Consider the following 23,957-nt stretch of genomic DNA (forward strand, 5'->3'; position numbering starts at 1 on the left):
GAAGCCCACACCGCCGCACACGCCGGTCTGGAACGCGTCGGCAGCAGCTACCAACTGTGCTTCAACTTCCTCGACCACACCGGCCTCCGCTTATGACAGTCCTCACTCAAATACCGAAAGATCTTTAGGTAGGCCCGCCAGTCGCCGACCTCGGTGATGTCCGTCAGCTCCGGGCTGTCCAGGAACGCGTCACGCAGCACGGTGGCCAACGCGGCGCTCCCGTCCTCCAGCTCGACCACCCCGATCTCCAGCTCCGGCGGTTCGGCGGGCAGCAGGTGGTCGCGCAGCACGGTCAACGGCACGTCGTACACCTCGCCGACCACGTGTCCCGAGCCGGAGGCGTGCATCGCCGGGAAGCGGTCGCCCACGGAGAAGTAGCGGTACCGGGACGCGCTACGTGCCACACACAGCAGGGGCGTTCCCTGCAACTGGTGGTGAAGCGGGCCGCCGCGCATACCGCCGCCGTTGAGGAAGATCAGCGCCATCGCGTGCCTCCTTTGTCGGGAACCTGTCCACAGCCGCCGGAGTTATCCACAATCGGCGAAGAAGTTGGTGCGGAGTATGGAAATTCCACCGAACCTGTGCTCATGACCAACGACCTAGCGCAGGACCGCGGTGACGCCTTCGACCCCGAAGTAGAGGACGAACAGCACCGCGATCACGGTCATCAGCCAGCCGACCGAGCGCCACTGGCCCTTGCAGATCTTGATCACCACGTACGACACGAGCCCCGCGCCGATGCCGTTGGTGATCGAGTAGGTGAACGGGATCACGGCCGCGGTGAGGAACACCGGGATCGTGTAATCCGTGTCGTGCCAGGGGATCCGCCGGCACTGCGCCATCATCAGCCCGCCGATCACCACGAGCGCGGGCGCGGCGGCCTGTGCGGGCACCACCGCCGCGAGCGGGGTGAAGAACAGGGTCGCGGTGAGCATCGCGCCGGTCACCACGCCGGCCAGTCCGGTCCGGGCGCCCTCGCCGACGCCGGCGGCCGATTCGAGGAACACCGTGTTGGGCGACGACCCGGTGACACCGCCCGCGACCGCGCCGAACCCGTCGACGAGCAGGATCCTGCCCATGCCGGGCACCTTGCCGTCCCGGGTGAGCCCGGCCTCGTCGGAGACGGACGTGATGGTGCCCATGGCGTCGAAGAACCCGGACAGCACCAGCGTGAACAGGAACACCGTCGCGGTGATCGCGCCCGCCGAGGCGAACCCGCCGAACAGGTCGACCGAGCCGAACAGGCCGAAGTCCGGCGCCGCCACCAGCGAGTCGGGCACGGTGGGCGTCACCAGGCCCCAGCCGGACACGTCGAACACCGCGTTCACCACCACGGCCAGCAGGGTGGCCACCGCGATGCTGATCAGCACCGCACCCGGTACCCCGCGTGCCATCAGCACGATCATCAGCAGCAACCCGACGCAGAACACCGCGATCGGCCAGCCGACCAGGTGCCCGTCCAGCCCCATCCGGACCGGCACGGTGGAGCCGGCCGCGTCCGGAGTCCGGGTCACGAACCCGGCGCTGACCAGGCCGACCAGCGCGATGTAGAGGCCGATGCCGATGGTGATGGCGGTCTTCAACGGGCCGGGGATGGCGTTGATGATCCGTTCCCGCACCCCGGACGCGGCCAGCACGACGATGCACAGGCCTTCCAGCACCACGAGCCCGAACGCCTGCGCCCACGTCATGGTCGGCGCGAGCTGGAACGCGACCACGCCGTTCACACCGAGGCCCGCAGCCAACGCCAACGGCGCGTTGCCGACGACACCCATGAGGATCGTCATCACACCCGCGGCCAGCGCGGTCGCCGTGGTGACCTGTTCGACGGTGAGGCGCGCGCCGGTGATGTCGGCCGACGCGCCCAGGATCAACGGGTTGAGCAATACGATGTACGACATCGCCACGAAGGTGGTGATACCGCCGCGCACTTCCCGGCCTGTGGTGCTGCCGCGTTCGCTGACGCGGAAGAACCGGTCGAGTTGTGTGATCCGCGTGGGGATGTCATCCCTGAGCTGGGTCATGACGTCCTTCCCATGCCGGTGGGCGCGTTCGGCGGGGCGAAGCCGGCAAGCACGGCCCCGCCGAACGCGTTTGAGTCGGTGTTCTCGGTGCTCCGGTCAGCACCCGCGGCTCGTGGCCGCTCCGCTGTCGCTCCTCTGCCGCGGTTCCGTCGTCCGCCGGGATTCGGCGGTCTGCGGGGATTCGGCGGTCTGCTCGGGTTCCTCCGGCTAGTAGTCGACGCGGTCGGTCCGGGACAGCCACGCGGTGAACGGCGCGTTGTCCTCGCCGGTGGAGATCTGGTGCACCGGCAGGCTCCACGTCTCGCGCGGCCGGCCGAACAGCTCGTAGAACTCGCGGTCGTCGAACCCGGCCGCGGCGGCGTCGTGCCGGTCGGCGGCGTAGACGACGCGGTCCACCCGCGCCCAGAGCGCGGCGGACAGGCACAGTGGGCACGGCTCGCACGACGACACCAGCACGCAGCCGGTGAGCCGGAAGTCGCCGACGGCCTGGCAGGCCGCGCGGATGGCGACGACCTCGGCGTGCGCGGTCGGGTCGAGCGTCGGGGTGACCTGGTTGGTGCCGGTGGCGATCACCTCGCCGGCGCGGATGATCACCGCGCCGAACGGGCCGCCACCTGCGGCGACGTTGCGGGTGGCGAGGTCGATCGACTCGCGCAGCCAGGCGTGGTCGGGGGAGACGGATGTGGTCATGGTGTGCTCCTCAGGGCGCGCGCCCAGTCCCGAATGACACTGTCGCCACGGCAAGCGTGGCGCGGGTCGCCGGCGCGGGGATCAGGTGCCGGTGATGTGTTCCGGTCGCACGGGCACGCGGGTCAGGGCGAGGCCGGTGGCGGCGCGGATGGCCGCGACGATGGCCGGGGTGGACGAGATGGTGGGTGGTTCACCGACGCCGCGCACACCGTAGGGCGCGTTCGGGTCGGCGAGTTCCAGCACGTCGATGCTCATGGGCGGCATGTCGAGCACGGTGGGGATCAGGTAGTCGGTGAACGACGGGTTGCGCACCTTGCCGCCCGCGGTCTGGATCTCCTCCATCACCGCGAGCCCGAGGCCCTGCGCCGAACCGCCCTGGATCTGGCCCAGCACAGCCTGCGGGTTGAGCGCCTTGCCGACGTCCTGCGCGCAGTCCAGCTCGACCACCTTCACCAGGCCCAGCTCCACGTCCACGTCGACCACGGCGCGGTGCGCGGCGAACCCGTACTGCACGTGCGCGTTGCCCTGCCCGGTCTCCGGGTCGATCGGCTCGGTGGCCCGGTGCCGCCACTCGACGGTCTCGTCGATCACCTCGTCACCCAGCAGTTCGACGAGGTCCACGGCGGACGGATCACGGCCGCCGGCGAGTTTGGCCAGCTTCTCCCGCACGGCCGCGCAGGCGGCCTTCACCGCGCCGCCGGTCACGTAGGTCTGCCGGGAGGCGGAGGTGGAGCCGCCGTTGCCGATGCTGGTGTCCATCGGCAGGATCGTCACCCGCTCCACGCCCAACTCGGTGCGCACGATCTGCTGCATGATCGTCACCAGGCCCTGGCCGACCTCGGCCGCCGCGGTGTGCGCCAACGCGGCCGGCTCGCCGTTGATGACCTGCAACCGGACGCGGGCGGTGGAGTAGTCGTCGTAGCCCTCGGAGAAGCAGATGTTCTTGATGCCGACCGCGTAACCGACACCGCGCACGACACCTTCGCCGTGGGTGGTGTTGGAGACGCCACCGGGCATGTCCCGCAGGTCCACCACGGTCGACAGCGGCGGCATCGGCTTGTCCTTGACCAGCTTCAGCAGCTGCGCGACCGGGGCGGCCGAGTCGACCACCTGGCCGGTCGGCATGACCGAGCCCTCGCTCATCGCGTTGACGATCCGCACGTCCACCGGGTCCATGCCCAGTGCCTCGGCGAGCTTGTCCATCTGGGACTCGTAGGCGAAACCCGCCTGCACCGCGCCGAACCCGCGCATCGCGCCGCACGGCGGGTTGTTCGTGTAGACGCCCCAGCAGTCGACGGTCACGTTGTCCACGTCGTAGGGGCCGATGCCGAGCGTCGCCGCGTTCGCCACCACAGCGCCGGTGCTGGAGGCGTACGCGCCGCCGTCGAGGTAGATCCGCGCCTTGACGTACACGAGCTTGCCGGTGTGGTCCGCGCCGTGCTCGTAGTACAGCACCGCCGGGTGCCGGTGCACGTGGCCGTAGAACGACTCCTCGCGGTTGTAGACCATCTTGGTCGGCTTGCCGGTGTGCAGTGCCAGCAGGCAGGCGTGCACCTGCATGGACAGGTCCTCGCGCCCGCCGAACGCGCCGCCGACACCGGACAGCGTCAGCCGAACCTGCTCCAACGGCCGACCCAGGGCGGCCGCGACCTGGCCCTGGTCGACGTGCAGCCACTGGGTGGCGATGTAGAGGTCGACACCGCCCTCCTCGTCGGGCACGGCCAAGCCGGACTCGGGACCGAGGAACGCCTGGTCCTGCATGCCGACCTCGTACCGGCCGGTGACCACGACCTCGGCTTCCGCGTGCTGGTCGCCGCGCCGGACCGGCACGTGCCGCACGAGGTTGCCGCCGGGGTGCAGCGGCGTGTCGTCGACCGCCGTCTCCATGTCCACGACGGGGGTGAGCACTTCGTACTCGACCTTGATGCGCTTCATGGCGCGCTGCGCGGTCTCCGGGTGGTCCGCGCCGACCAGGGCGACCGGTTCGCCCTGGTAGCGCACCACGTCCTCGGCGAGCACGGGCTGGTCCTTGTGCTCCAGGCCGTACCGGTTCTGCCCCGGTACGTCCTGGTGGGTGAGGACGGCGTACACGCCGGGTACCTGCAACGCCTCGGTCAGGTCGATCGAGACGATCCGCGCGTACGGGTGCGGGCTGCGCAGGGTCGCGCCCCAGATCATGTCCTCGTGCCACAGGTCCGAGGCGTAGGCGAACTCGCCGCGCACCTTGAGGTTCCCGTCGGGCCGCTGCGGGCTGGAGCCGATGCCACCGGACACGGCGGAGGTGAGTTCGGCGGGCGTGAGGCTCATCGCGTCCCCTTCAGTCGCTTGGCGGCGGCGCGCAGGTCGCGCGCGAGGTCGGTTTCGGAGGCGGTGCGCAGCTCGCCGTCGTCCACCACGGTCCGGCCGCCCACCAGCAGGAGCTTGAGCCTGGGCTGCGGTCCGAGGACCAGGGCGGCCACCGGGTCGTCGATGCCCGCGTGGTCCAGGCCGTCCAGCCGCCACACGGCCAGGTCGGCGAGCTTGCCCGGCTCGATCGAGCCGATCTCCCGATCACGCCCGAGGCAGCGCGCGCCGCCCATGGTGCCCAGCCACAGCGCCTGGCGGACGTCCATCGCCTTGGGGCCGCCGCCCTGGCGGGCTTGCAGCAGGGCCTGGTGCAGCTCCTCGACCATCCCGCAGGACTCGTTGGACGCCGCGCCGTCCACGCCGAGGCCGACCGGCGCGCCCGCGTCGAGCAGGTCGCGGACCGGGGCGATGCCGGTGCCCAGCCGGCCGTTCGACGTGGGGCAGTGCGCACTCCCGGTGCCGGTGGCGCCCAGCCGCTTCACCGCATCGGGCGACAGGTGCACGGTGTGCGCGAGCCACACGTCGTCACCGAGCCAGCCGAGGCGTTCGGCGTACTCGGTGGGCGTGCAGCCGAACTCGGCCTGGCACTGGTCCTCCTCGTCGACGGTCTCGGCGAGGTGGGTGTGCAGCCGGACGCCCTTGGCGCGGGCCAGTTCCGCCGCGCCGATCATCAACTCGGGGCTGACGGAGAACGGCGAGCACGGCCCGACGGCCACCTGGATCACCGCGTCCGGGCTCGTGTCGTGGTGGTCGTTGACAGCCTGTTCGGTGGCGATGAGCGCGGCTTCGGTGTCCTCGACCAGGTTGTCCGGCGGGAGGCCGCCGTGCGACCGGCCGCGGTCCATCGAGCCGCGGATGGCGTGCAGGCGGATGCCGATGCGCTTCCCGGCGCTGACCAGGGCCTCGAACTGGTCGCCGCCCTCGCGCGGGTAGACGTAGTGGTGGTCGGCGGCGGTCGTGCACCCGGTGGTCGCGAGCCTCGCCAGTCCGGCTGAGGCCGCCGAGTGCGTGATCTCGGCGTCCAGGCCGCGCCACACCGGGTACAGCGTGGTCAGCCACTCGAACAGGGTGGCGTCCTGGGCGATGCCACGGGTGGCCCACTGGTAGAGGTGGTGGTGGGTGTTGATCAAACCGGGGGTGACCAGGCAGCCGCTGCCGTCGATCCAGGTGTGTGGGCCGTTCGGCCTGGGCGCCTGGCCGGAGCCGACCGCGGTGATCCGGCCGTCTTCGATGACGACGTGGCCGAACGCGTGTTCGGTGCCCGCGGCGTCCACCGTGGCGACCGCGACGCCGTCGAGGATCGTCGGGGTCATCGGTTCCCGCTCTCCTGGGGCGCTGCCTTCCGGGTGGCCGCCAGGCGCACCGCGTCCAGGATCTTCTCGTAGCCGGTGCAGCGGCACAGGTTCCCGGCCAGCGCCTCGCGGATCTCCGGGTCGCTGGGCTGCGGCACCCGGTCGAGCAGGTCGTGCGCGGCGACCACGAGACCGGGCGTGCAGAACCCGCACTGCACCGCGCCCGCCTCCACGAACGCCTCCTGGACGGGGTCGAGCCGATCGCCGTCGGCCAACCCTTCCACCGTCCGCACCTCGCGGTCCTGCACCTGGCCCGCGGCCACCAGACAGGAGCACACCGGCGTGTTGTCCAGGTAGACCGTGCACGAACCGCACTCGCCCTGCTCGCAGGCGTTCTTGGAACCCGGCAGCCCCAGCCGCTCGCGCAGCAGGAACAGCAGGCTCTCGCCCTCCCAGACGTCGTCGGCCTGCCGCGGCTCGCCGTTCACCGTCACGTTCACGCGCATGCTCAGGCCACCTTCCCGGAGTAGTCCTGCCAGGCCCAACCGAGCGTTCGGCGCGCCAGCACGGAGAGGGCGTGCTTGCGGTACGCGGCCGAGCCGCGCACGTCGTCGATGGGGCTCGCGGCCTCGGCGACCAGTTCGCCGAACCGCCGTTTCACCGAGTCCAGCAGCGGTTTCGGCGACTCCCACTGGTTCGTGGAGGTCAGTTCGGCGGACAGGAACTCCTCGGCGGCCGACGCCCGGCGCGGCGTGGGCGCGGCGCTGCCGACCGCCGCGCCGACCCGGTTCTGCGCGGGGTGCAGGGCGACGGCGAACGAGCACACCGCGATCACCATGGCGTTGCGCGTGCCGACCTTGGAGAACTGCTGCGGCGCCCGCGTGGCCGGCACGCGGACCGCCGTGATCAGTTCGTCCGGCTCCAACGCGTGGCGCTTCACGCCCAGGTAGAAGTCGGTGGCCGGGATGAGCCGGGTGCCCCTGGTGGAGGCTGCCTCCACGGTGGCGCCCGCGGCGAGCAGCACCGGGTGCGTGTCACCGGCGGGTGAGGCGGCGCCGAGGTTGCCGCCGACCGTGCCGCGGTTGCGGATCTGCGGTGAGCCGACCGTGCGGGAGGCCATCGCCAACCCGGGCAAACGCTCGCCCAACTCCTCGATGATCCGCGTGTACGGCACGCCGGCCCCGATGCGCACGGTGCCGTCGTCCGCGTCCCAGGAGCGGAGTTCGGCGATCCGGGTCAGGTCGAGCAGCGCGGCGGGACGGCGGTGGTCGAAGTTCAACTCCACCATCACGTCGGTGCCGCCGGCGATGGGCACGGCGTCCGGGCGCTGCGCTTTGAGGGTCAGCGCCTCGGCGAGGGTGTCGGGGCGGAGGAAATCCATCAGCTACCTCGGTGGGGGTGCGCGGTGTGCGAGCCGGTACGCGGTGTGTGAGCCAGTACACAGAGCATGGCGGGTGATCGGCTACGGCCGCGGCGCATGAATCCCAGGCTCCTACAGCGAGTGGATTTGTGCTTTCCTACAAACACGATCGGGCGAAGGTAAACCGCTGAGATGACGTTGAGGAGGCGCGTGTGTTGCTGGTCCGCAGCCTGCTCGGGATGCCGGAACTCCGACTCCGCCTCGTCGGCGGCGCCGAGTTGCTGGACAGGCCTGTGACCAGGCTCTACGGCACTGAACTGCCCGATCCGGCCCGCTACCTCTCGGGTGGTGAGCTGGTGCTTTCCGGGCTGTTGTGGCACCGGACGGCGGCCGATTGTGAAAAGTTTGTTGCTTCCTTGGCGTCATCGGGAGTCGCCGCGTTGGCGGCCAGCTCGCCCGATGTCGGGAAATTGCCCGATGCGCTGGTCGAGGCCTGCGAACGGCACGGCGTGCCGCTGTTGGAGGTTCCGGTCGACCTGTCGTTCGCGGCCATCACCGAACGCGTGGTGCTGGAGCTGGCCGCCGAACGGGTGGGCGACGCGGGCGCGTTGCTGGGCAGGCACCGGCGGCTGCTGACCGTGGTCGCCGAGGGCGGCGGGTTGTCCGAGCTGGTGGCGGCCGGTGCGGCGGAGCTGGACGCGCCGTGCTGGGTGCTGTCGTGCACCGGTCACGTCGTCGCCGGGCCCGAACTGCCCGAGGCGGCGGCGCTGGTCCGGGAGTTCCTGCTGGCCGACCGGCTGCCCAGGGTGGTGCGCGGAACGACGCTGTTGCCGGTGTCCGCACGCGGAGGTTCCCGGCTGACCTCGTGGATCCTCGTCGTGTCCGGCGACCGGACGCAGGACGAGGTCGCCGCCGAACTGGCCAGCCTGGTCGGCGTGGAACGGGCGCGGGTCGTGCAGGGGCGGGAGATCGAGAACCGCGCGGCCGGACCGTTGCTGCGGCAGGTGCTCACCGGTGGTGATCTCGCCGCTCGCATCGCGGCCGTCGGGTGGGACCCGGACGCGCCGCTGCGGGTGCTGGCGGCCTCGGTGTCGGACGGCCAGGTCGAGCAGGCCGTGGCGCTGGTGGAGGAGGTGCTGGCGTCCGTCACGCCGAGGTTCCTGGTCGCCGCCGTCGGCGCGGAGGTCTACGCGCTGGTGCCGTCCGGGTCGTGGACCGAGGGGGTGAGGTCGGCGTTGCGGACGCTGGAGCCGGGACTGAGGTCCGCCAGGGTCCTGGTCGGGATCTCGTCACCGGTCGGCCACGCCGGGCTGCGCGGCGCGGCGGAGGAGGCCTCGCACGCGCGGCGGCTGGGTGAGCGGCGGACCGGGCGGACGTGCGTGGTGGCGGGGGAGGAGATCGCCCTGCACCAGCTCTTGCTGGCCGGTGTGCCGGAGGAACTGCGCCGCTCGCTGCGCCGTCGTCTGCTGGGCCCGGTGCTGGACTACGACGCCGAACACGGCTCGGACCTCGTCGGCACACTGCGGGTGTTCCTCGACTGCTCCGGCTCGTGGACCACGGCCGCCGCCCGCCTGCACGTCCACGTCAACACCCTGCGGTACCGGGTGGGGCGGGTCGAGCACCTGTTGGGCGTCGACCTGTCGGACTTCACCGAACGGGTGGACCTGTACCTCGCCCTCCAGGCCGGCTGACCCCGGACAGGGACCACCGCAACGGAAAGGCCCGCAACGGAAAGGCCCGCACCGGACGGTGCGGGCCGACGCCGTCATTGCGAGGCGACAACTGCTCGAGTAACGGGCCATCCCCGACCCGCCGCCGCGCAGGTCGGGGATGGCGTCTTCCTCACCTCACCTGTTGCCACGGGACGAGCGTCGGACGCTCTCCCGTGGCGAGGAACTCCTCGATCGCGACGGCGAGGTCGGCGACCGGGATCTCGCAGTGGGTGGGGAAGTTGACCCCGGCGTACCGGGGGCGCTGGCGGGGGCCTTCGCCGAGGCTGGCCCACGAACCGGTGATCACATCGGTGAACAGGATGGCCCCGCGGTCACCGCGCACGCCGACCCACACGCGGTGGTCCGGGCAGTCCGTGTGCACGAGCGTGGCGTCCTGGGCCACCGTGAGGCGGTCGAGCAGTCGGCGCACGTCCTCGGTGGCGCGGAGTTCGTCCACACCGGAAGCGAAGTTGGCCTGGATCATCGTCCTCACTCCCTGCACTTCCGGCCGGAGTTCACGCACTGGACCAGCCGGTTCATGATCTGCTGGGACATCACGTTGGCGAAGTCGTCGTGGTCGGAGAACGGGTTGTGCTCCTCCTCCGGGAAGGAGTCCACCGCGTACTGGCCGGCGACCTGCACGTCCCGCGGGATGTTGTAGGTCAGGCTGATCCGCAGCTGCGGCACCGCCTTGAAGCCCTGCGGGCACTTGCCGTTCTGGTCCGGCGCGACGATGTGGTCGCGGTGGTTGGCGCTGTCGGTGTTCTTGCCGTCCCAGCAGCTGTTGAAGTCGTGGATGCGCTTGACCTTGCTGCCTTCCGGGCAGATCGGGTACTTGTTGATCAGCACCTTGTCCTCGAACCCGGTGCAGGTCCACGAGTTGCGCGCGTTCTTCGTGCCGTTGGTGGAGACCTTCGCGTCGCCGTAGAGGATCCGGAGGAACTGCGGCATCGCCTCGACCTTGCCGACCGGGCTGCCGCGGAAGGTGAGGTCCACCTGGGGGCGCTGGATCTCGCCCTCGTTGCCGACCAGCTCGTTCTCGTCGCTGGCGCTCTTGCCGTCACCCTTCTCCGGCGCGTCGGCCTCGGCTTCCTTGTCGGCGTCGGCGACCTTGGCGTCCTTGGCGTCGCCGTCCTTCACCGTGCACGGGGCGAGGCGCTGGAGGTTCTGCGGGCGCTGGCCGACCCGGCCCATGGCGATGGCGATCCGGTCGATCGTCGCGGTCCGCTTGTCGCGCAGCGGCCCGAGGATGGCGTTGTTGACGAAGTTCGGGTCCTGGACGTTCGCCGAGCTCTTGAGCCGGGTGTTGGCCTCCGAGATCTGGTTCTTGAGCTGTTCGAGGTTGCGGTCGACCTCGGCCTTGGCCTGGCCGGGCACGTTCTTCAGCTGGCGCTTCACGTCCGGGCACTCGACCTGGGCGTCGGCCGGCTGGCCCGGCTCCTCCTCCTCGTTCTCCCGGTCGATCCGGACGACGGGCCAGAAGTAGGTCGACTTGTCACCGTTGCGACAGGTGGTGTCGGCGGCGGCCAGGCTCTCGTTGGTGGAGTCGGCGTCGGTCGACACGTTGCCCACGTAGTCATGCAGGTGCTGTGCGCCGTTGCGCACCCCCGGCTGCGCGATGAAGTTGTCCGGGTTGAAGTGGCCGTTCTCGTTGTTGCCGCAGCTCACGGTGAACGTGCCGGTACTCGCGCCGCGTTGCGGCTGGGGCACTTTTACGTTCTGCTGCTGCTTCGTGATGTCGACGAACTGGGAGATGTCGGCCCCGTCGGCTTGGGCTGTGCCCTGATCGCCGGTGGTGCTGATCGCGACGGCCAGGCCGATCGTGAGCGCCAACCCGGTCACGCCGGCAGTCAGCTTCGTGCGCCGGGAGAAGCGGTGCCGCCCCTGGTTTCGCGTCATGGATGTGTCACCTCGTCGTAGGTACGCGCATGTCGTGCGTTGAACCCCGACCGCCGGTGGGCGGTGGACACAGTGGCATACGTACCGCTCCCAGTCCGCGACCTGACCGTTACCTTTTCGTTATCCAGACCGACCCCTATCTTCAGGCCGGCGGCCAAACGGCGCTACGAGTCCACCCGACAGTCCTCCGGCGGCAGATGCCATTTCTGTGACACTCGAATCACGGGGAGTGCTGGGAGGGTGCCTGTGAGGCTGAATGCGGAGAACGTGCTGTCCGGCGCGGCGTACGGCCCGGTGGTCCAAGCCGGAAGCGTCGGGTCGGTGCACTTCAACACGGCACGCGCGGAACCGGTGATCCCCTACCAACTGCCTCCCGCGCCGAAGCTGTTCACCAGCAGGCGTCGGGAGCTCGCGGCGTTGGACGGCTGGCTGGAAGCGGACGAAGCACTGGTCGTGGTGGTCAGCGGACCGGGTGGAGTAGGCAAGACTTCTTTGGCGCTGCGCTGGCTCCACGGCGTCAGGTCCCGCTTCCCCGACGGTCAGCTGTACGTGGACCTGGCCGTGCGCACCCCCGGTGGACCGACGACACCCGAGGAGGTGCTGGAGTGGTTCCTCCTGGCGTTGGGTGTGCCCGCCGCGGAGATCCCGTCGGGGTTGGCTCGAAGACAGGCGGCGTTCCGCACCCTCACCGCCGACCGGGCCGTGGCACTGCTGCTGGACAACGCCATTTCGGCGGCGCAGGTCCGCCCGTTGCTCCCGACCTCGGCGCGCAGTGCCGTCGTGGTCACCAGCCGCTGGCGGCTTGGCGGACTGGCCGTCGACGGCGCCAGGTTCGTCGAGGTCGGATCATTTGACGAAGACTCGTCGGTGGAGCTGCTCGAAAGGGCAGTGGGCTCGCGCGTCACGTCGGAACCCGACGCGGCCCGGGAACTGGCACACCTCTGCGCGGGCCTGCCCATCGCGTTGTCCGTAATCGGTGCACGCCTGTCCACTCGTCCTCGACGTTCGCTGTCGAAGGAGGTCGGCTCGCTGCGTGCGGAACGCCTGGCGACGTTGGCGCTGGACGACGGCGTGTCGGTCGAGGCGGTGTTCGACCTGTCGTACGTCGACCTTCCGCCTCGACATGCCCGGGTCTACCGCCTGTGCGCCCTGCACCCCGGAGCGTCCTTCGGTGTCGAAGCCGCCGCCGCGGCGGCGGGCGAGCCGGTGTCGGACGTGGAACAGGTGTTGGAGGAGCTGGTGGAGAAGAACCTCTTGACCGAGGTGGGCGACGAACGGTTCGGTTTCCACGACCTGCTGCGGCTCCACGCCCGCCGGCACGCTGACCGGGCCTCGCACCCGGAGCGGGATGCGGCTCTTCGACGCTTGGCGGAGTGGTACCTGGATCGGTTGGTGGACGCCGACTTGGCTCTACGACCCACGCGGCGCCGGGTGGGCCCCAGGTACCACGACCGCCGGTCGTCCTTCCCGACACAGCGCGATGCGTTGGTGTGGCTGGAAAGAGAGAGGACCAATCTGCGAGAGGCGTGCCGGATCGCCCACGACCTGGGCTTGGACGAGGTGGTCTGGCAGTTCTGCGAGGCGATGTGGGGGTTCTTCCTGCATGCGCGGCACTACGTCGACTGGTTCGCGGTGCACGACCTCGGTGTTCCGGCCGCGATGCGGTGCGGGAACCGGGCGGCCGAGGCGAAGCTCCGGGCACAGCTGGCGTTCACCTACAGCGGGTTGCGTCGGTTTCAGGCCGCCGAGCGGGAAGGGCTGCGCGCGTTGGAGATCGCCGAGGAGGACGGCGACGACCAAGGGGTCGCGGTCGCGCTCACCGAGCTCGGTGGTGTGGCCCAAGGCGCAGGTGAGCCGCTGCGTGCCATGGAACGCCTGGTGCGTGCACGTGAGATCCGTCAGCACATCGGGCCTCCACGGGCCGAGGCGTTGTGCGCTCGCCGGATAGGCGAGGTGCTGACCGAGCTCGGCCGTGACGACGAGGCGATGGCAGAACTCGAAGCGGCGGCCGACGCGATGGGGCGACTGGGCGACCGTGCCGGACAAGCCAGGTGCCTGATGTCGGTCGGCGCGATCGCCCTGCGCCGGGGTCGGCCCGATGCAGCCGAGGAGAGCCTGGAAACCGCACTGGACCTGCTCCACCGCGTCGGGGCGCCGTTCTACGAGGCCGAGGTCTTGGTGATGCTGGGGGAGGTCGCCGAATCCGCGGGCGACCTCCCCCGAGCACGCGAACGCTATGGCGAGGCACTGCGCCTGTTCGAAAGCTTGGGGAACCCCCAGGCCGCCACGATCAGCGTCAAGCTCTCGGCACTGGACAAGTGAGGCGACTCGACCAGGACGTCGGCCAACCCAAGCACGGCGGGGTCGGCGCGGCCGATCTCGCCGATCACGAGCTGGTCGGGTATCCCGGAACCGGTGGTCACGACCAGCCGGTGCAGGCCGACGCCCAGACCGTTCACCACCAGCCACGTGATCATGAGTGCTCCGGTCGCAGCGGAACGGGACCGGGCACCGCTGCGGTGACCGCCGGTTTCCCGGGCTCGGGCAGATCCATCAAGCGGTACATGGCCGTGCGCAGGGCGGCTGCCGCGGTGCCCGGACGTGATGACATCACTGCGGCGACGCGTGCTGCGTTCCCCGAGCCGGCACTGGTGAGTTGCGGGAGCAGCGGTAGCGTCCGGTCCAGCAGCGGTGCGCATCGGCGAACCGCGTCGGCCAGGCTGCCGGTGCGGACATTGCCCTCGGGGAAGGACGCCAGCACGACCGGTTTGCCGATCGCGGCGGCGTACTGGGTGGTCGAGCCGTGGTCACCCACCACGTGATCACTGGCGATCATCGTCGCCCGCCAGCCCTCTTCGGGTGGGATCACCAGCAGTCCAGCCTCGATGCACTCGTGCAGCCAAGCCCGTACCTGCCAGCGCCCGTGCACCTCCCACACGTTCGGGTGCAGTACCAGCGCGACGCGGTACCTGTCGTCCGACAGCTCGTCCAGCAGCGTGCGGCACAACGAGAACCTGCTGCCGAAAGCGGAATCGGGCGCCCAGGTGGAACTCACCGTGACCAAGCGCTGGTTTTCCCGTAACCCCAGCATCTCGCGGTAGCGGGACCGCATCGGGAGACTTGCCACCATCCGGTCCAGGCAGGGATCGCCCACGACCACCGCGGTGTGCAGCGCCTCCGGGCATGACTCGCGCAGGGCGGCCAGTTCGTCCTCGTGCGTGAGGCCAATCGCGGCCGGGAGTATCTTGCCGCGCCGGGTGAGCGACTCGCGGCTCAACCCGGTGTGCGGCAGGGCGTCGCGGCCCGCATGCCTGCTGAACCGCCGCGACGCCAGGTTGCCCGCCCCGTGCGGGATCAGCAGAAGAGGTCCGCGTGCCTGGTCCAGATCGTTGTAGGCGGCCGCCAACACCAGGTCGAAGTCGTGCTGGGTGGCCTGTTGCCACGGGACGACGATGCCTCCTTGCGTGCGCACGTACTCCTCGGTGCCGTGCCACCAGCGCCCGGTGTCGGTGACCGAGAACACCACCTGCACCCTGGGGTCGTTGCGCAGGAGCGGCACGATGTCGGAGATCAACCGCGTGCCCGCGGCGAAGTGGGGCACCATGACCAGTACGGTCCGACACCCCGCCACGGTCACGCGCCGGTCGGCGTCCGGTCCTATCGGACCTCTGATCCACTGCCCGGTCACGCCGCCGCCTCGAAGCGCTCCACGACCAGGCGCGGCTCACCGGTCGAGCAGTCGAACACCGGCATGTCCAGCGCCGACAGGTCCTCGTACACCAGGTGCGGTGTCATGATGACCGCGAAGTCCACGTCATCGACGTCACCGAGGTCCCTGCCGACCAGGTGAGTCCCGTCCGACAGAACCAGTTCCGGCACGTACGGGTCGTGGTAGTCGGCCCAGGACTCCCGGCGCAGTTCCTCGAGCACCGCGACCGCGGCGGACTGGCGCACGTTCGGGGTGTCGGCCTTGTAGGTGACGCCGAGGATGAGGACTCGACTGGCCCGCAGCGGCCTTCCGACCACTTGCGGGATGACGTCACGCAACCGCTGCACGGTGTGCGCCGGCATCGCGTCGTTCATCGCCAGGGCTGCGTCGACCAGCGGGCTGAGAAGGCCGCGGCGGCGCGCTGCCGTCGAGAAGAAGCGAGCGGACACAGGCACGCAGTCACCGCCTGCGCCCGCACTCGGCCGGTGTCCGAGAAACCCGAACGGTTTGGTCCCCGCCGCCCGCAGCACGTCGTTGACGTCCACTCCGTACACCCGGCAGACCGCGGCCAACTCGTTGACCAACGAGATGTTGACCAGGCGGAAGGTGTTCTCGAAGACCTTCGACAGCTCTGCGGCACAGGTGGAGGTCACGCTGACGACCTCTTTTGCCATCGCGCTGAGGAACTGCGTTGCCCGGTGGCCGCACCGGCGGGTGTGGCCACCCACGACCCGCGGGATGGTCGTAAAGGCGTAGGTCTGGTTGCCGGGATCGATGCGCATCGGTGCGCAGGCAACGTGGAACGCGGAACCGGCGCGCAGCCCGGAAACCCGCTCCAGCAGTGGCACCAGGGACTGCGAGACCGTGCCCGGCGGGCAGGTGCTCTGCACGAGCACCAAGTCACCTCGACGCAACACCGCGGCCACCTCCTGTGCCGCCTGTGTCAACGGGCGCAGGTCGACGCCGCCGCGGCGGTCCGGTGGAGTGGGGAGGCACAACACGTGCACGCCGGCCGCCGGCACACCGGAGCTCATGTCCCGCACCACCAACCGCCCGCTTCCCAAGGCCTCACGCAGCGCCTGCTCCGACACCGTGCCGAGCCCGCACCCGGGCCGGGACTCGACCACGTCGGCGATTCGTCGCGCGGAGCTGTCCAAGCCCAAGACCAGCGATCCAGCTCCAGCCGCCGCCACCGCCGTGGGCAGCCCGGTGAACCCCAGGCCGATCACCACCACATCAGGAGTGCCCATGCAAACCTCCCCGGATGTCCGACCGGGCCTTTCCCGTCGGACCCTGGTGCCAGCTTGGAAGCGCTCGCTGTCGAATCCGGTTCAGCGGATGTACAGATCGCTGAACCGGCTGTTCAGCGAGGCGTGGTGATCGTTTCCGATCACACATGCACGTGCACCTGCGCGCGCATGCGGAGTCCGTTGCGGGAACCTTTCAGAGTTCTTTCGGAAATCGGTCGGCAGCGCTAGGCCGACTGGACTACGGATTGTCACATCGAGGTATCGGAACGTGACGAAGTGCTGGATCGAGGCGGTGACTACCGGCAGACTCGGACGCGAATCATTGCTTCCAGCGAGGGGTGGCGCTGGTGACCATCGATTTCAAGATCCTCGGGCGGGTCCGCCTGCGCACGAACGACGGATTCACCGACCAATGGGGGACCCGCAAAGAGCGGGGTGTCCTCGCCGTGCTGTTGCTGAACATCGGGAAAGCGGTGCCGGTCCGCACTTTGGCGGAATGGGTCTGGTCGGAAGGGAAAGCGCCGCGTGATCCGGCGGCGACGCTGTCCACCTACTCGACGCGAATACGCAACGCCCTCAAGCGACACGGCTTGTCGGCGCAACTCAAGATCGAGGACGGCGCGTACCGATTCGTGGCCGACCCGACCGCCGTGGACTTCCACGTGTTCCAGCGGACCATGGGGGAGGCCCGCCGGTTGGGCAGATTGGGCAACGACGAGCGAGCCTGTGAGCTCGCGGAGTCGGCGTTGGCGCTCTGGGACGAACCGCTGGCGGATCTCGACACCGAGCGTGCCGACAACCGGCGTCGGGTGATGAGGCGGGACGAGTGGCTCGAGGCCAACAACGCCCTGATCTACGGCCGCTACAAGCTGGGTGAGTACGAGGCGGCGCTGCGCCTGGTCAAGGTGGCACAGGTCGAGTACGACCTGGATGTGCTGCTGGCCAAGCGCCGCTTGGAGGCGCTGTACGCGTTGGAGCGCAGGGAGGAAGCTGTCCAGTACTTCCTCGACTACCACCACCGGGCCAAGGCCGCCGACCTGCCAGAGCGGGCCGACGAACTGCGTCGGCGCCACGACGAGCTGGTGAACCAGGACATCCGGTCGGCACCGCACCGGCGCACCACGTCCGCTGTGCCTCAGTACCTGCCGTACGACATCGACGGTTTCACCGGCCACGAGGATCTTCTGGCCACGCTGGACGACCTTCTGGTCGACGGGCGCAAATCGCGTCTGATCGCGTTGGACGGCCAGCCGGGAGTGGGCAAGACGGCTCTTGCCGTGTACTGGGCGCACCGCGTGCGGTGGCGTTTCCCTCATGGCTTCTGGTTCGTCAACCTCAACGGGTTTGGCGACGGTTCGTCAGTGACCGAGGAGGAGGTCGTTGCCGGACTGCTCGAAGCGGTCGGGGTCACCCCTGCGGACTGTCCCCCGACCACACGTGCACGTCGGGCGAAGCTGCGGGACATCCTCTCGACCCGCAGGCTCCTCGTGATCTTGGACAACGCCGCCGACGCCGGGCACGTGGAAGGGCTGCTTCCGCTGTTGTCGGGATCGGTCGTGGTGGTCACGAGCCGTGGGCGGCTCAGCGACCTCAGCCTGAGGTACGGCGCGCGCTGTTTCAGCGTTCCACCGTTGGGGATCGACTTGGCCAGGCAGTGGTTGCGCGACCGCCTGGGCACTCGCGCGGAAGCCGAACCGGATGCCGTGGACCGGCTCGCGCGGCAAGCGGGTGGACTCCCCCTGATGCTCGGGCTCATAGGCGAGAACGTGGCCGCGCAGCCCGGGAAGCCCATCAGCGACTTCGTGGTCCAACTCCGTGAGCGCGGTGCCATCCTCGACCTCAGTGCGAACGGGTCGCAGGCGATCGTGTCGCTTCGTGCGGCCATCGACTGTTCGTACGTCGTGTTGAGCCCACCGGTTCGCCGGTTGTTCTGCATGCTCGGCCTGTACCCTGGGCTGGTCTTCCAGATCGGTGTGGCCGCGGCGTTGACCGGCCTCCCTCCCGGCGATGTCCTACCTCAGCTCAAAGCGCTGGTGTGGGCCAGGCTGCTTGAGCCCAGGGAGGGTGATCGGTACGCCTTCCACGACCTGTTGCGCGACTACGCGGCTGAGCGCGTCGACCGCGACGAGACCGAAGAGGAACGGCAACGCGCCGCGAGGCGAATGCTCGACTGGTTCCTGCACACCGGCAACAACGTGGACCGCATGCTGTTCGCCCACCGCGAAGGCGTGCCCCTGCTGGACCTCTCCGAAGGCGTGCGGCCACTGGTGTTCGACAGCGCCGAAGACGCGATGGACTGGTGCACGCGGGAACGCGCCGAGCTGACGGCTGTGATCGATTTCGCCGCGTCGAACGGTTTCGACGAGCACGTGTGGCGGCTGTCGAACGCGGTCGGCGAGACCATGATGCGCCAGGGTTTCAAGGACGAGTTGTTGCAGGTATCCCAAGCGGCGATCCGGGCCGCCAGGTCGTCAGGCGACCGTGCTGGGGAAGGAAGCCTGCTGTGCAATCTCGGACTCACCTATGCCCGGTTCCACGAATACCGGGAGGCCGACGAGTGCTATCGACTTTCCTATGACATACTCCGTGAGATCGGACATTTACGCGGACAGGCCACGGTGCTGCGCAACATCGGCGAGCGGCGCGCCTTGGCCGGTGATGTCCCGGGTGCGCTGCAGGTGCTCGACCGAGCCCTTGGGCTTGCCCGGCAGGCGGATGACGTGGACGGGCAAGCCGGTGTGCTGCAGCGCATCGGCGACGCCATGCTCCTGGGCGGCAGGTTGCATGACGCCATCGTCCAGTTGCACTCGGCGCGTTCGTTGCGGGACCACCTGAACGACGAGGCCGGCGCCGGCCTCGCATTGGCGTCGTTGGCCAACGCCTACCACGCCTTGGGCGACCACTCCGGTGCCTTGGGACACGCCCACCAGGCCATGTCCCTGTTGAGCAAGACGCGCCGACTGGCCTTCGAAGGGCAGGCCGCCACCACGGCAGCCTCGGTGCTCCGTGAACTGGAAGACCTGGAGGAGGCGTCGTTCTACGCCGAGCGGGCAGTGGATCTCTGCCGCCAAGCCCACGACTCGCTTCGACTGGCGACGGCACAGGACGTACTGGCACAGTCCGCTGGCGTCAGGGCAGGCATCAGGAGGCGCATCGGTGCTGGGAATTGGCCCACGAACTCTACAGCGGCCTCGGTGATCCGAGGGCGCACCGCATTCGCGCTCAGCTGGCAGAGTGGAGTGAGCCTGATGTGCCGGCCCCGCAGACCACCGATAGTGTGCGGAGAACGTCACCCATTCGAGGGAATTAGTTTGCTCGGACGGTGAGTCGGACCGTGAAGTGCGGGCTCGTTCGCCCCTGTCTGACGTGCGCGATCACCTAACGCAGGGGAGTCGCACCCTACGTCTCGTGACGGTCGCGATGTAACGGTACCTGGGCTGGCGTGTGCAAGGATGCCCGCTCGTGAGCCGAAAACGCCCGAACGGGCTAACACGAAAGCGAGTCGTACACACGGTCCTCGTGTCGCTCGCAGTGGTGACGGCGGTGGCCGGACCTGCAAATCCAGCCACCGCGTCGGATTACCCGACAGGTGTGACGTCCACTTTCCAACAGTGCGACTTCAGCACCTCGTCCATGTGGTGGGACTAGCGATCCTCGGAAACGCCCGCCTAGGCGGGCGGTGATCAATCTCACCACACGTTGCCCGGCTCTGCTGTAGAGCCGGGCACATTTATGCTCAGTTGAATCATCGTCCGTTCCTGTGTCGTAGACAAGTCGACGCGCACGTCTTCCGTTAACACTTTTGGGTGTCACTCGGATCTTCCTCCTGTGCTGGAATATTGTCGCCGGTCGAGGCCGTCGCCGCGCTGAACTGGCTTTTGCGTCGGACATCATTTGTCTGTTCTGCCTGGTAATTCAAGGTCCTCGTGGGTGCCGTGTGTCGCTCACTCCGAGGCGTCTCAATCGGTTCGCCCCGTTGGGGCGTCGTCAGGTGCTCCCTGTCGGTTTGCTGTAGATCCTTTCCGCGCGCCGAGGGCTGCGGAACACTCCGGGGCGCTCGCTCACAAGCGAAGAAGGAGTGGTCATGTCTCGCACACTCGGTGCGCTGGCGGCTGTGGTGTTGGGGGTCTCCCTCGTCACCGCGGCGCCCGCCGCCGCAGCGGAAGCACACGCTTTCCCGACCGAGTTCCCCTTGCCCGACGGCTTCATGCCGGAGGGCATCGCGATCGGTTCGGCGCCCACCGCTTACTTCGGTTCGCGGGCCGACGGGGACCTGTTCCGCGTCGACCTCCGCACCGGGGCCGGCGAGGTGTTCAGCCAGGGGCCGGGCACGCCGTCGGTCGGGTTGAAGGTCGACTGGCGCAAGAGGCTGTTCGTCTCCGGCGGTTCGGGCGGTGACGGGAGGGTTGTCGACGCGCGGACGGGAGCGATCCTCAAGTCCTACGAGTTCGCCGGTGACACGAACACGTTCGTGAACGACGTCGTGGTCACCGACGACGCCGCGTACTTCACCGACTCGCGCAAGGCCGTGCTGTACCGGGTCGGGTTCGACCGGTACGGCCGGTTGCCGGAGTCCCACACCACGATTCCGCTGTCCGGTGACTTCGTCCTGACGCCCGGCGTCAACAACGCCAACGGCATCGCGGAGACCCCGGACGGCAAGGCGCTGCTGATCGTCCAGAGCAACATCGGTCAACTGCACCGGGTGGACATCGGATCGGGCCGGACGACCGTCGTGGACCTCCAGGGCGAGGTGCTCACGAACGGTGACGGCCTGCTGGTGGAGGGCCGCACCCTCTACGTCGTGCAGAACCGTCTGAACACGGTCGCGGTGTTCTCCCTGGCCAAGGAGGGGACCAGTGGAAAGCTCGTGACCAAGATCACCGACACGCGGTTCGACGTGCCGACGACGGTCGCCTCGTTCGGTAACCGGCTGTACCTGCCGAACGCCCGTTTCACCACGCCGCCCACACCGACGCCGGCTTACAACGCCGTTTCCGTTCCCAAGCCGTGAAGTTTCGGGGGGTCGGTGCGGAGAAGTTCACGCCGGCCCCCTGTTCGCGACCTCGTTGGACTGGGTAACCTGATCGTCGCGTCGCGCGAGTGATCGCTGTCTCTTCGTAATAATGATCTTCCGGTGTTACCGTTCCGTGGCCGATCGGGTGGAGAAGAGGCAGCGCTCCCAGCGCTGCGCTGACCTGGCAACGGACGAGGCTGCGGAGCGCTGTGAAGCAGAAGAGCACCACGGAGACGAACTACAAGACGATCCGTTCGCGACTCACCGGTGTCGTCGTCGTCCCCAGCATCGTCCTCCTCATCATGTGGGCGTTGTTCTCGTCGTACACCCTGTTCGACGGCTTCTACCTCCGCGCCGTCGCCTCCGGCGTGCAGGACGCCTCGATCCCTGCCCTGCAGACGTTCGCCGCGCTCCAGAAGGAGCGCGAGCTGAGCATGACCGCGCTGAGCCAGCCCGACCGCGGCACCAGCGACCTGGAAGTCCAGCAGAAGGAAACCGACCTCGCGGTCGACAAGGTGCGCACGGCGTTCACGGACCTGGTCTCCCAGGCGCCGCAGGAGATCGTCGACCGGATCAACGCGCTCAACGTGCTGCTGGACCAACTGCCGCAGCGCCGCGCCGCCCTCGAAGCGGGACGCGCGTCCAAGACCGAGGTCTACACGTACTACAACAGCCTCCTCGACGCCGGTGACGCGCTGTTCAGCGTGCAGGCCCGGGTGGTGCCCGACCACGAGTCGGTGAAGGGTGCCATCACGGCCACCGAGTACTTCAAGGCCTCCGACTGGATGTCCCGCGCCACGTCGCTCGCATCGAGCGCACTCGCCGCCGGCCAGTTCACCCCCGAGGAGCACGTCGAGTTCGCGAGACTCGTCGGCGCCTACCACTCCTCGTACGACTCGAACGAGGACTACGCCCTGCCGGAAGTGCGCGAGCACTACCAGTTCATGATCGAGGGCGACGAGTGGAAGCGGCTGGTCGAGTTCGAGGGCAGGCTGATCGAGAACGGCCAGAAGCCGTCGAACGCCGGATCGTTCCAGGAGTGGCAGAACGTCAGCGGCCCGATCTCCACCGAGCTGACCGCCCTGGTCAGCGAGCAGGCCTCCGGCGCGGTCGGCGTCACCATGAGCCGCGGTGAGAGCAAGTTCCGCACCGTGCTGATCGGCAGCCTGATCGCCCTGATCGCCGTGATCATCGGTATCCTGATCGCGATCCGCACGTCGAACCGCCTGGTCAACCGAGCCCTGATCACGCGCCTCGCGGCGTTGAAGAAGGACTCGCTGACCCTGGCGCACGAACGGCTGCCCGACATCGTCGACCGGCTCCGCGAGGGCAAGCACGTGGACGTCGAGGTCGAGGTGCCGCCGCTGGACTACGGCAGCGACGAGATCGGCCAGGTGGCCGACGCGTTCAACGCCGCCCAGTACACCGCCGTCGCCGCGGCCGTGAAGGAGAGCCAGGCCCGCGAAGGCGTGAACCGGGTCTTCCTCGACATCGCGCACCGCAACCAGGGCCTCGTGCACCGCCAGCTGAAGATCCTGGACAAGCTGGAGCGCGAGGAGGAGAACCCCGAACAGCTCGACGCGCTGTTCCAGCTCGACCACCTCGCCACCCGCGCCCGCCGCAACGCCGAGAACCTGATCATCCTCGCGGGCGAGCAGCCGGGCAGGCAGTGGCGCAAGCCGGTGCGCCTGCTCGACGTGCTGCGCGCCGCCGTCGCCGAGACCGAGCAGTACGTCAGGGTCAAGGTGAACCCGGTGCCCGACACCGCGCTGGTGGGCGCGGCCGTCGCCGACACCATCCACCTGGTCGCCGAACTCGTGGACAACGCCACCGCGTTCTCCTCGCCGCGCTCCCAGGTGCAGGTGCACGCCAGCGAGGTGCCTCAGGGCATCGTGGTCGAGATCGAGGACCACGGCCTGGGCATCAACCCGGAGGACCGCGAGCAGCACAACGCGATGCTGGCCGACCCGCCGGAGTTCGACGCGATGCGCCTGCGCGGCGAGTCCCGGCTGGGCCTGTTCGTGGTGGCCCGCCTGGCTGCCCGCCGCGGCATCCACGTCGAGCTGCGCGAGTCGCCGTACGGCGGCACGCTGGCGCTCGTGCTCATCCCGTCCGCGATCGTCGCGGGCCCCACCACTGCGACCGAGCCCGCCGAGACGAGGCAGCTCCCGCGCCGCACTTTCCACGACATCCCGGAGCAGGGCGACGACTCAGTGCGAGACGCCAGGTTTCCCGACGGTTCCCGAGACCTGGAAGGGTTCTGGGCCCAGGCCGAGGCCGCAGCCAACGAGGATTCCCTTCCAGAGGTCGAACGACTGAGCGGCGGGCTGGACCTGTCGCAGCGCAGTGGTGAGCTGGATCTGCCGCAGCGGAAGCGGGCCACGTCCGAATGGCCCGCGGACGAACCGGAGTCGGCAGGCGCCGGCACCGGTGACCGTCCCGAACTGCCGCGGCGACGCCGGCAGCAGAACTTGGCGCCGCAGTTGGTGCGCAACGATTTCCACCCTTCGCCCGAACCGCTCGCCGAGGTCGACCAGGAGAAGTCCGCCGAGAGGGTCCGCAAGGGCCTGTCGGCGTTCCAACGGGGCACACGTGACGCCCGTCGGACACCCGGCGACGACCTCGAACCCTGATCAGCAGCAGTGGCCGGACGACTGG

General features: G+C 69.1%; 16 protein-coding genes. 5 read left to right on the plus strand and 11 right to left on the minus strand.

The window, feature by feature from the left end; all coding sequences use genetic code 11:
• Positions 1-47 precede the first annotated feature (47 nt).
• The 7 genes from FM051_RS07005 to FM051_RS07035 all read right to left on the minus strand — a co-directional run bounded on the left by FM051_RS07005 (position 48) and on the right by FM051_RS07035 (position 7,733).
• A complete protein-coding gene (locus FM051_RS07005; protein WP_238412199.1) occupies positions 48-485 on the minus strand; it encodes an allophanate hydrolase-related protein in 438 nt (145 codons plus the stop codon).
• Positions 486-599: 114 nt separating this feature from the next.
• Positions 600-2,024: an NCS2 family permease gene (locus FM051_RS07010; protein ID WP_158841920.1), complete on the minus strand. Its 1,425-nt coding sequence runs from the start codon at positions 2,022-2,024 to the stop codon at positions 600-602.
• Between the two features lie 207 nt (positions 2,025-2,231).
• Positions 2,232-2,714, minus strand: a complete 483-nt coding sequence (locus tag FM051_RS07015) for a nucleoside deaminase (RefSeq protein WP_158841922.1) — start codon at positions 2,712-2,714, stop codon at positions 2,232-2,234.
• An 81-nt stretch (positions 2,715-2,795) separates the two neighbouring features.
• Positions 2,796-5,021, minus strand: a complete 2,226-nt coding sequence (gene pucD, locus FM051_RS07020; RefSeq protein WP_158841924.1) for a xanthine dehydrogenase subunit D — start codon at positions 5,019-5,021, stop codon at positions 2,796-2,798.
• Positions 5,018-6,373 (minus strand): 8-oxoguanine deaminase, encoded by a 1,356-nt coding sequence (locus FM051_RS07025; protein WP_158841926.1) that lies wholly within the window; start codon positions 6,371-6,373, stop codon positions 5,018-5,020. The genes pucD and FM051_RS07025 overlap by 4 nt, the downstream gene beginning before the upstream one ends.
• Positions 6,370-6,858 (minus strand): (2Fe-2S)-binding protein, encoded by a 489-nt coding sequence (locus FM051_RS07030; protein WP_158841928.1) that lies wholly within the window; start codon positions 6,856-6,858, stop codon positions 6,370-6,372. Before FM051_RS07030 ends, FM051_RS07025 begins: the two co-directional genes overlap by 4 nt.
• A gap of 2 nt (positions 6,859-6,860) precedes the next feature.
• Positions 6,861-7,733: an FAD binding domain-containing protein gene (locus tag FM051_RS07035; RefSeq protein ID WP_158841930.1), complete on the minus strand. Its 873-nt coding sequence runs from the start codon at positions 7,731-7,733 to the stop codon at positions 6,861-6,863.
• Between the two features lie 191 nt (positions 7,734-7,924).
• Here FM051_RS07035 and FM051_RS07040 point away from each other — a divergent pair, with 191 nt between their 5' ends.
• Complete coding sequence (locus tag FM051_RS07040; protein WP_158841932.1) at positions 7,925-9,403, plus strand: PucR family transcriptional regulator; 1,479 nt, start codon at positions 7,925-7,927, stop codon at positions 9,401-9,403.
• Between the two features lie 151 nt (positions 9,404-9,554).
• Here FM051_RS07040 and FM051_RS07045 read toward each other — a convergent pair whose 3' ends face one another.
• A complete protein-coding gene (locus FM051_RS07045; protein ID WP_158841934.1) occupies positions 9,555-9,908 on the minus strand; it encodes an Imm1 family immunity protein in 354 nt (117 codons plus the stop codon).
• Positions 9,909-9,913: 5 nt separating this feature from the next.
• Positions 9,914-11,323 (minus strand): DUF1996 domain-containing protein, encoded by a 1,410-nt coding sequence (locus FM051_RS07050; protein WP_158841936.1) that lies wholly within the window; start codon positions 11,321-11,323, stop codon positions 9,914-9,916.
• Positions 11,324-11,569: 246 nt separating this feature from the next.
• Between FM051_RS07050 and FM051_RS07055 the strand changes: the two genes are divergently transcribed.
• Positions 11,570-13,645, plus strand: a complete 2,076-nt coding sequence (locus tag FM051_RS07055) for a tetratricopeptide repeat protein (protein WP_158841938.1) — start codon at positions 11,570-11,572, stop codon at positions 13,643-13,645.
• 151 nt (positions 13,646-13,796) lie between these two features.
• On the opposite strand, the gene FM051_RS07060 is transcribed toward FM051_RS07055, so the two are convergent.
• Both FM051_RS07060 and FM051_RS07065 read right to left on the minus strand, forming a co-directional pair.
• On the minus strand, positions 13,797-14,927 hold the full coding sequence (locus tag FM051_RS07060) for a hypothetical protein (protein ID WP_238412201.1): 1,131 nt from the start codon (positions 14,925-14,927) through the stop codon (positions 13,797-13,799).
• 80 nt (positions 14,928-15,007) lie between these two features.
• Positions 15,008-16,282 carry a nucleotide sugar dehydrogenase gene (locus FM051_RS07065; protein ID WP_158841942.1) on the minus strand — a complete coding sequence of 425 codons (1,275 nt, stop codon included), beginning with the start codon at positions 16,280-16,282 and terminating at the stop codon, positions 15,008-15,010.
• 347 nt (positions 16,283-16,629) lie between these two features.
• On the opposite strand from FM051_RS07065, the gene FM051_RS07070 reads away from it, so the two are divergent.
• The 3 genes from FM051_RS07070 (at position 16,630) to FM051_RS07080 (ending at position 23,932) form a co-directional block, all read left to right on the plus strand.
• The gene (locus tag FM051_RS07070) at positions 16,630-19,608 is read left to right on the plus strand and encodes an AfsR/SARP family transcriptional regulator (protein ID WP_158841944.1); all 2,979 of its coding nucleotides are present in this window, start codon (positions 16,630-16,632) and stop codon (positions 19,606-19,608) included.
• A 758-nt stretch (positions 19,609-20,366) separates the two neighbouring features.
• A complete protein-coding gene (locus FM051_RS07075; protein WP_158841946.1) occupies positions 20,367-21,296 on the plus strand; it encodes an SMP-30/gluconolactonase/LRE family protein in 930 nt (309 codons plus the stop codon).
• Positions 21,297-21,508: 212 nt separating this feature from the next.
• Complete coding sequence (locus tag FM051_RS07080) at positions 21,509-23,932, plus strand: sensor histidine kinase (protein ID WP_158841948.1); 2,424 nt, start codon at positions 21,509-21,511, stop codon at positions 23,930-23,932.
• Positions 23,933-23,957 lie beyond the last annotated feature (25 nt).

This window comes from Saccharothrix deserti, assembly GCF_009769385.1.
Lineage (GTDB): Bacteria > Actinomycetota > Actinomycetes > Mycobacteriales > Pseudonocardiaceae > Actinosynnema > Actinosynnema deserti.

Bases quoted from the DNA above. Each gene is read 5' to 3' on its own strand.
- FM051_RS07005 (WP_238412199.1), bottom strand. From the start codon at position 485: ATGGCGCTGATCTTCCTCAACGGCGGCGGTATGCGCGGCGGCCCGCTT.
- FM051_RS07010 (WP_158841920.1), bottom strand. From the start codon at position 2,024: ATGACCCAGCTCAGGGATGACATCCCCACGCGGATCACACAACTCGAC.
- FM051_RS07015 (WP_158841922.1), bottom strand. From the start codon at position 2,714: ATGACCACATCCGTCTCCCCCGACCACGCCTGGCTGCGCGAGTCGATC.
- pucD (WP_158841924.1), bottom strand. From the start codon at position 5,021: ATGAGCCTCACGCCCGCCGAACTCACCTCCGCCGTGTCCGGTGGCATC.
- FM051_RS07025 (WP_158841926.1), bottom strand. From the start codon at position 6,373: ATGACCCCGACGATCCTCGACGGCGTCGCGGTCGCCACGGTGGACGCC.
- FM051_RS07030 (WP_158841928.1), bottom strand. From the start codon at position 6,858: ATGCGCGTGAACGTGACGGTGAACGGCGAGCCGCGGCAGGCCGACGAC.
- FM051_RS07035 (WP_158841930.1), bottom strand. From the start codon at position 7,733: ATGGATTTCCTCCGCCCCGACACCCTCGCCGAGGCGCTGACCCTCAAA.
- FM051_RS07045 (WP_158841934.1), bottom strand. From the start codon at position 9,908: ATGATCCAGGCCAACTTCGCTTCCGGTGTGGACGAACTCCGCGCCACC.
- FM051_RS07050 (WP_158841936.1), bottom strand. From the start codon at position 11,323: ATGACGCGAAACCAGGGGCGGCACCGCTTCTCCCGGCGCACGAAGCTG.
- FM051_RS07060 (WP_238412201.1), bottom strand. From the start codon at position 14,927: ATGGTGCCCCACTTCGCCGCGGGCACGCGGTTGATCTCCGACATCGTG.
- FM051_RS07065 (WP_158841942.1), bottom strand. From the start codon at position 16,282: ATGGGCACTCCTGATGTGGTGGTGATCGGCCTGGGGTTCACCGGGCTG.
- FM051_RS07075 (WP_158841946.1), top strand. From the start codon at position 20,367: ATGTCTCGCACACTCGGTGCGCTGGCGGCTGTGGTGTTGGGGGTCTCC.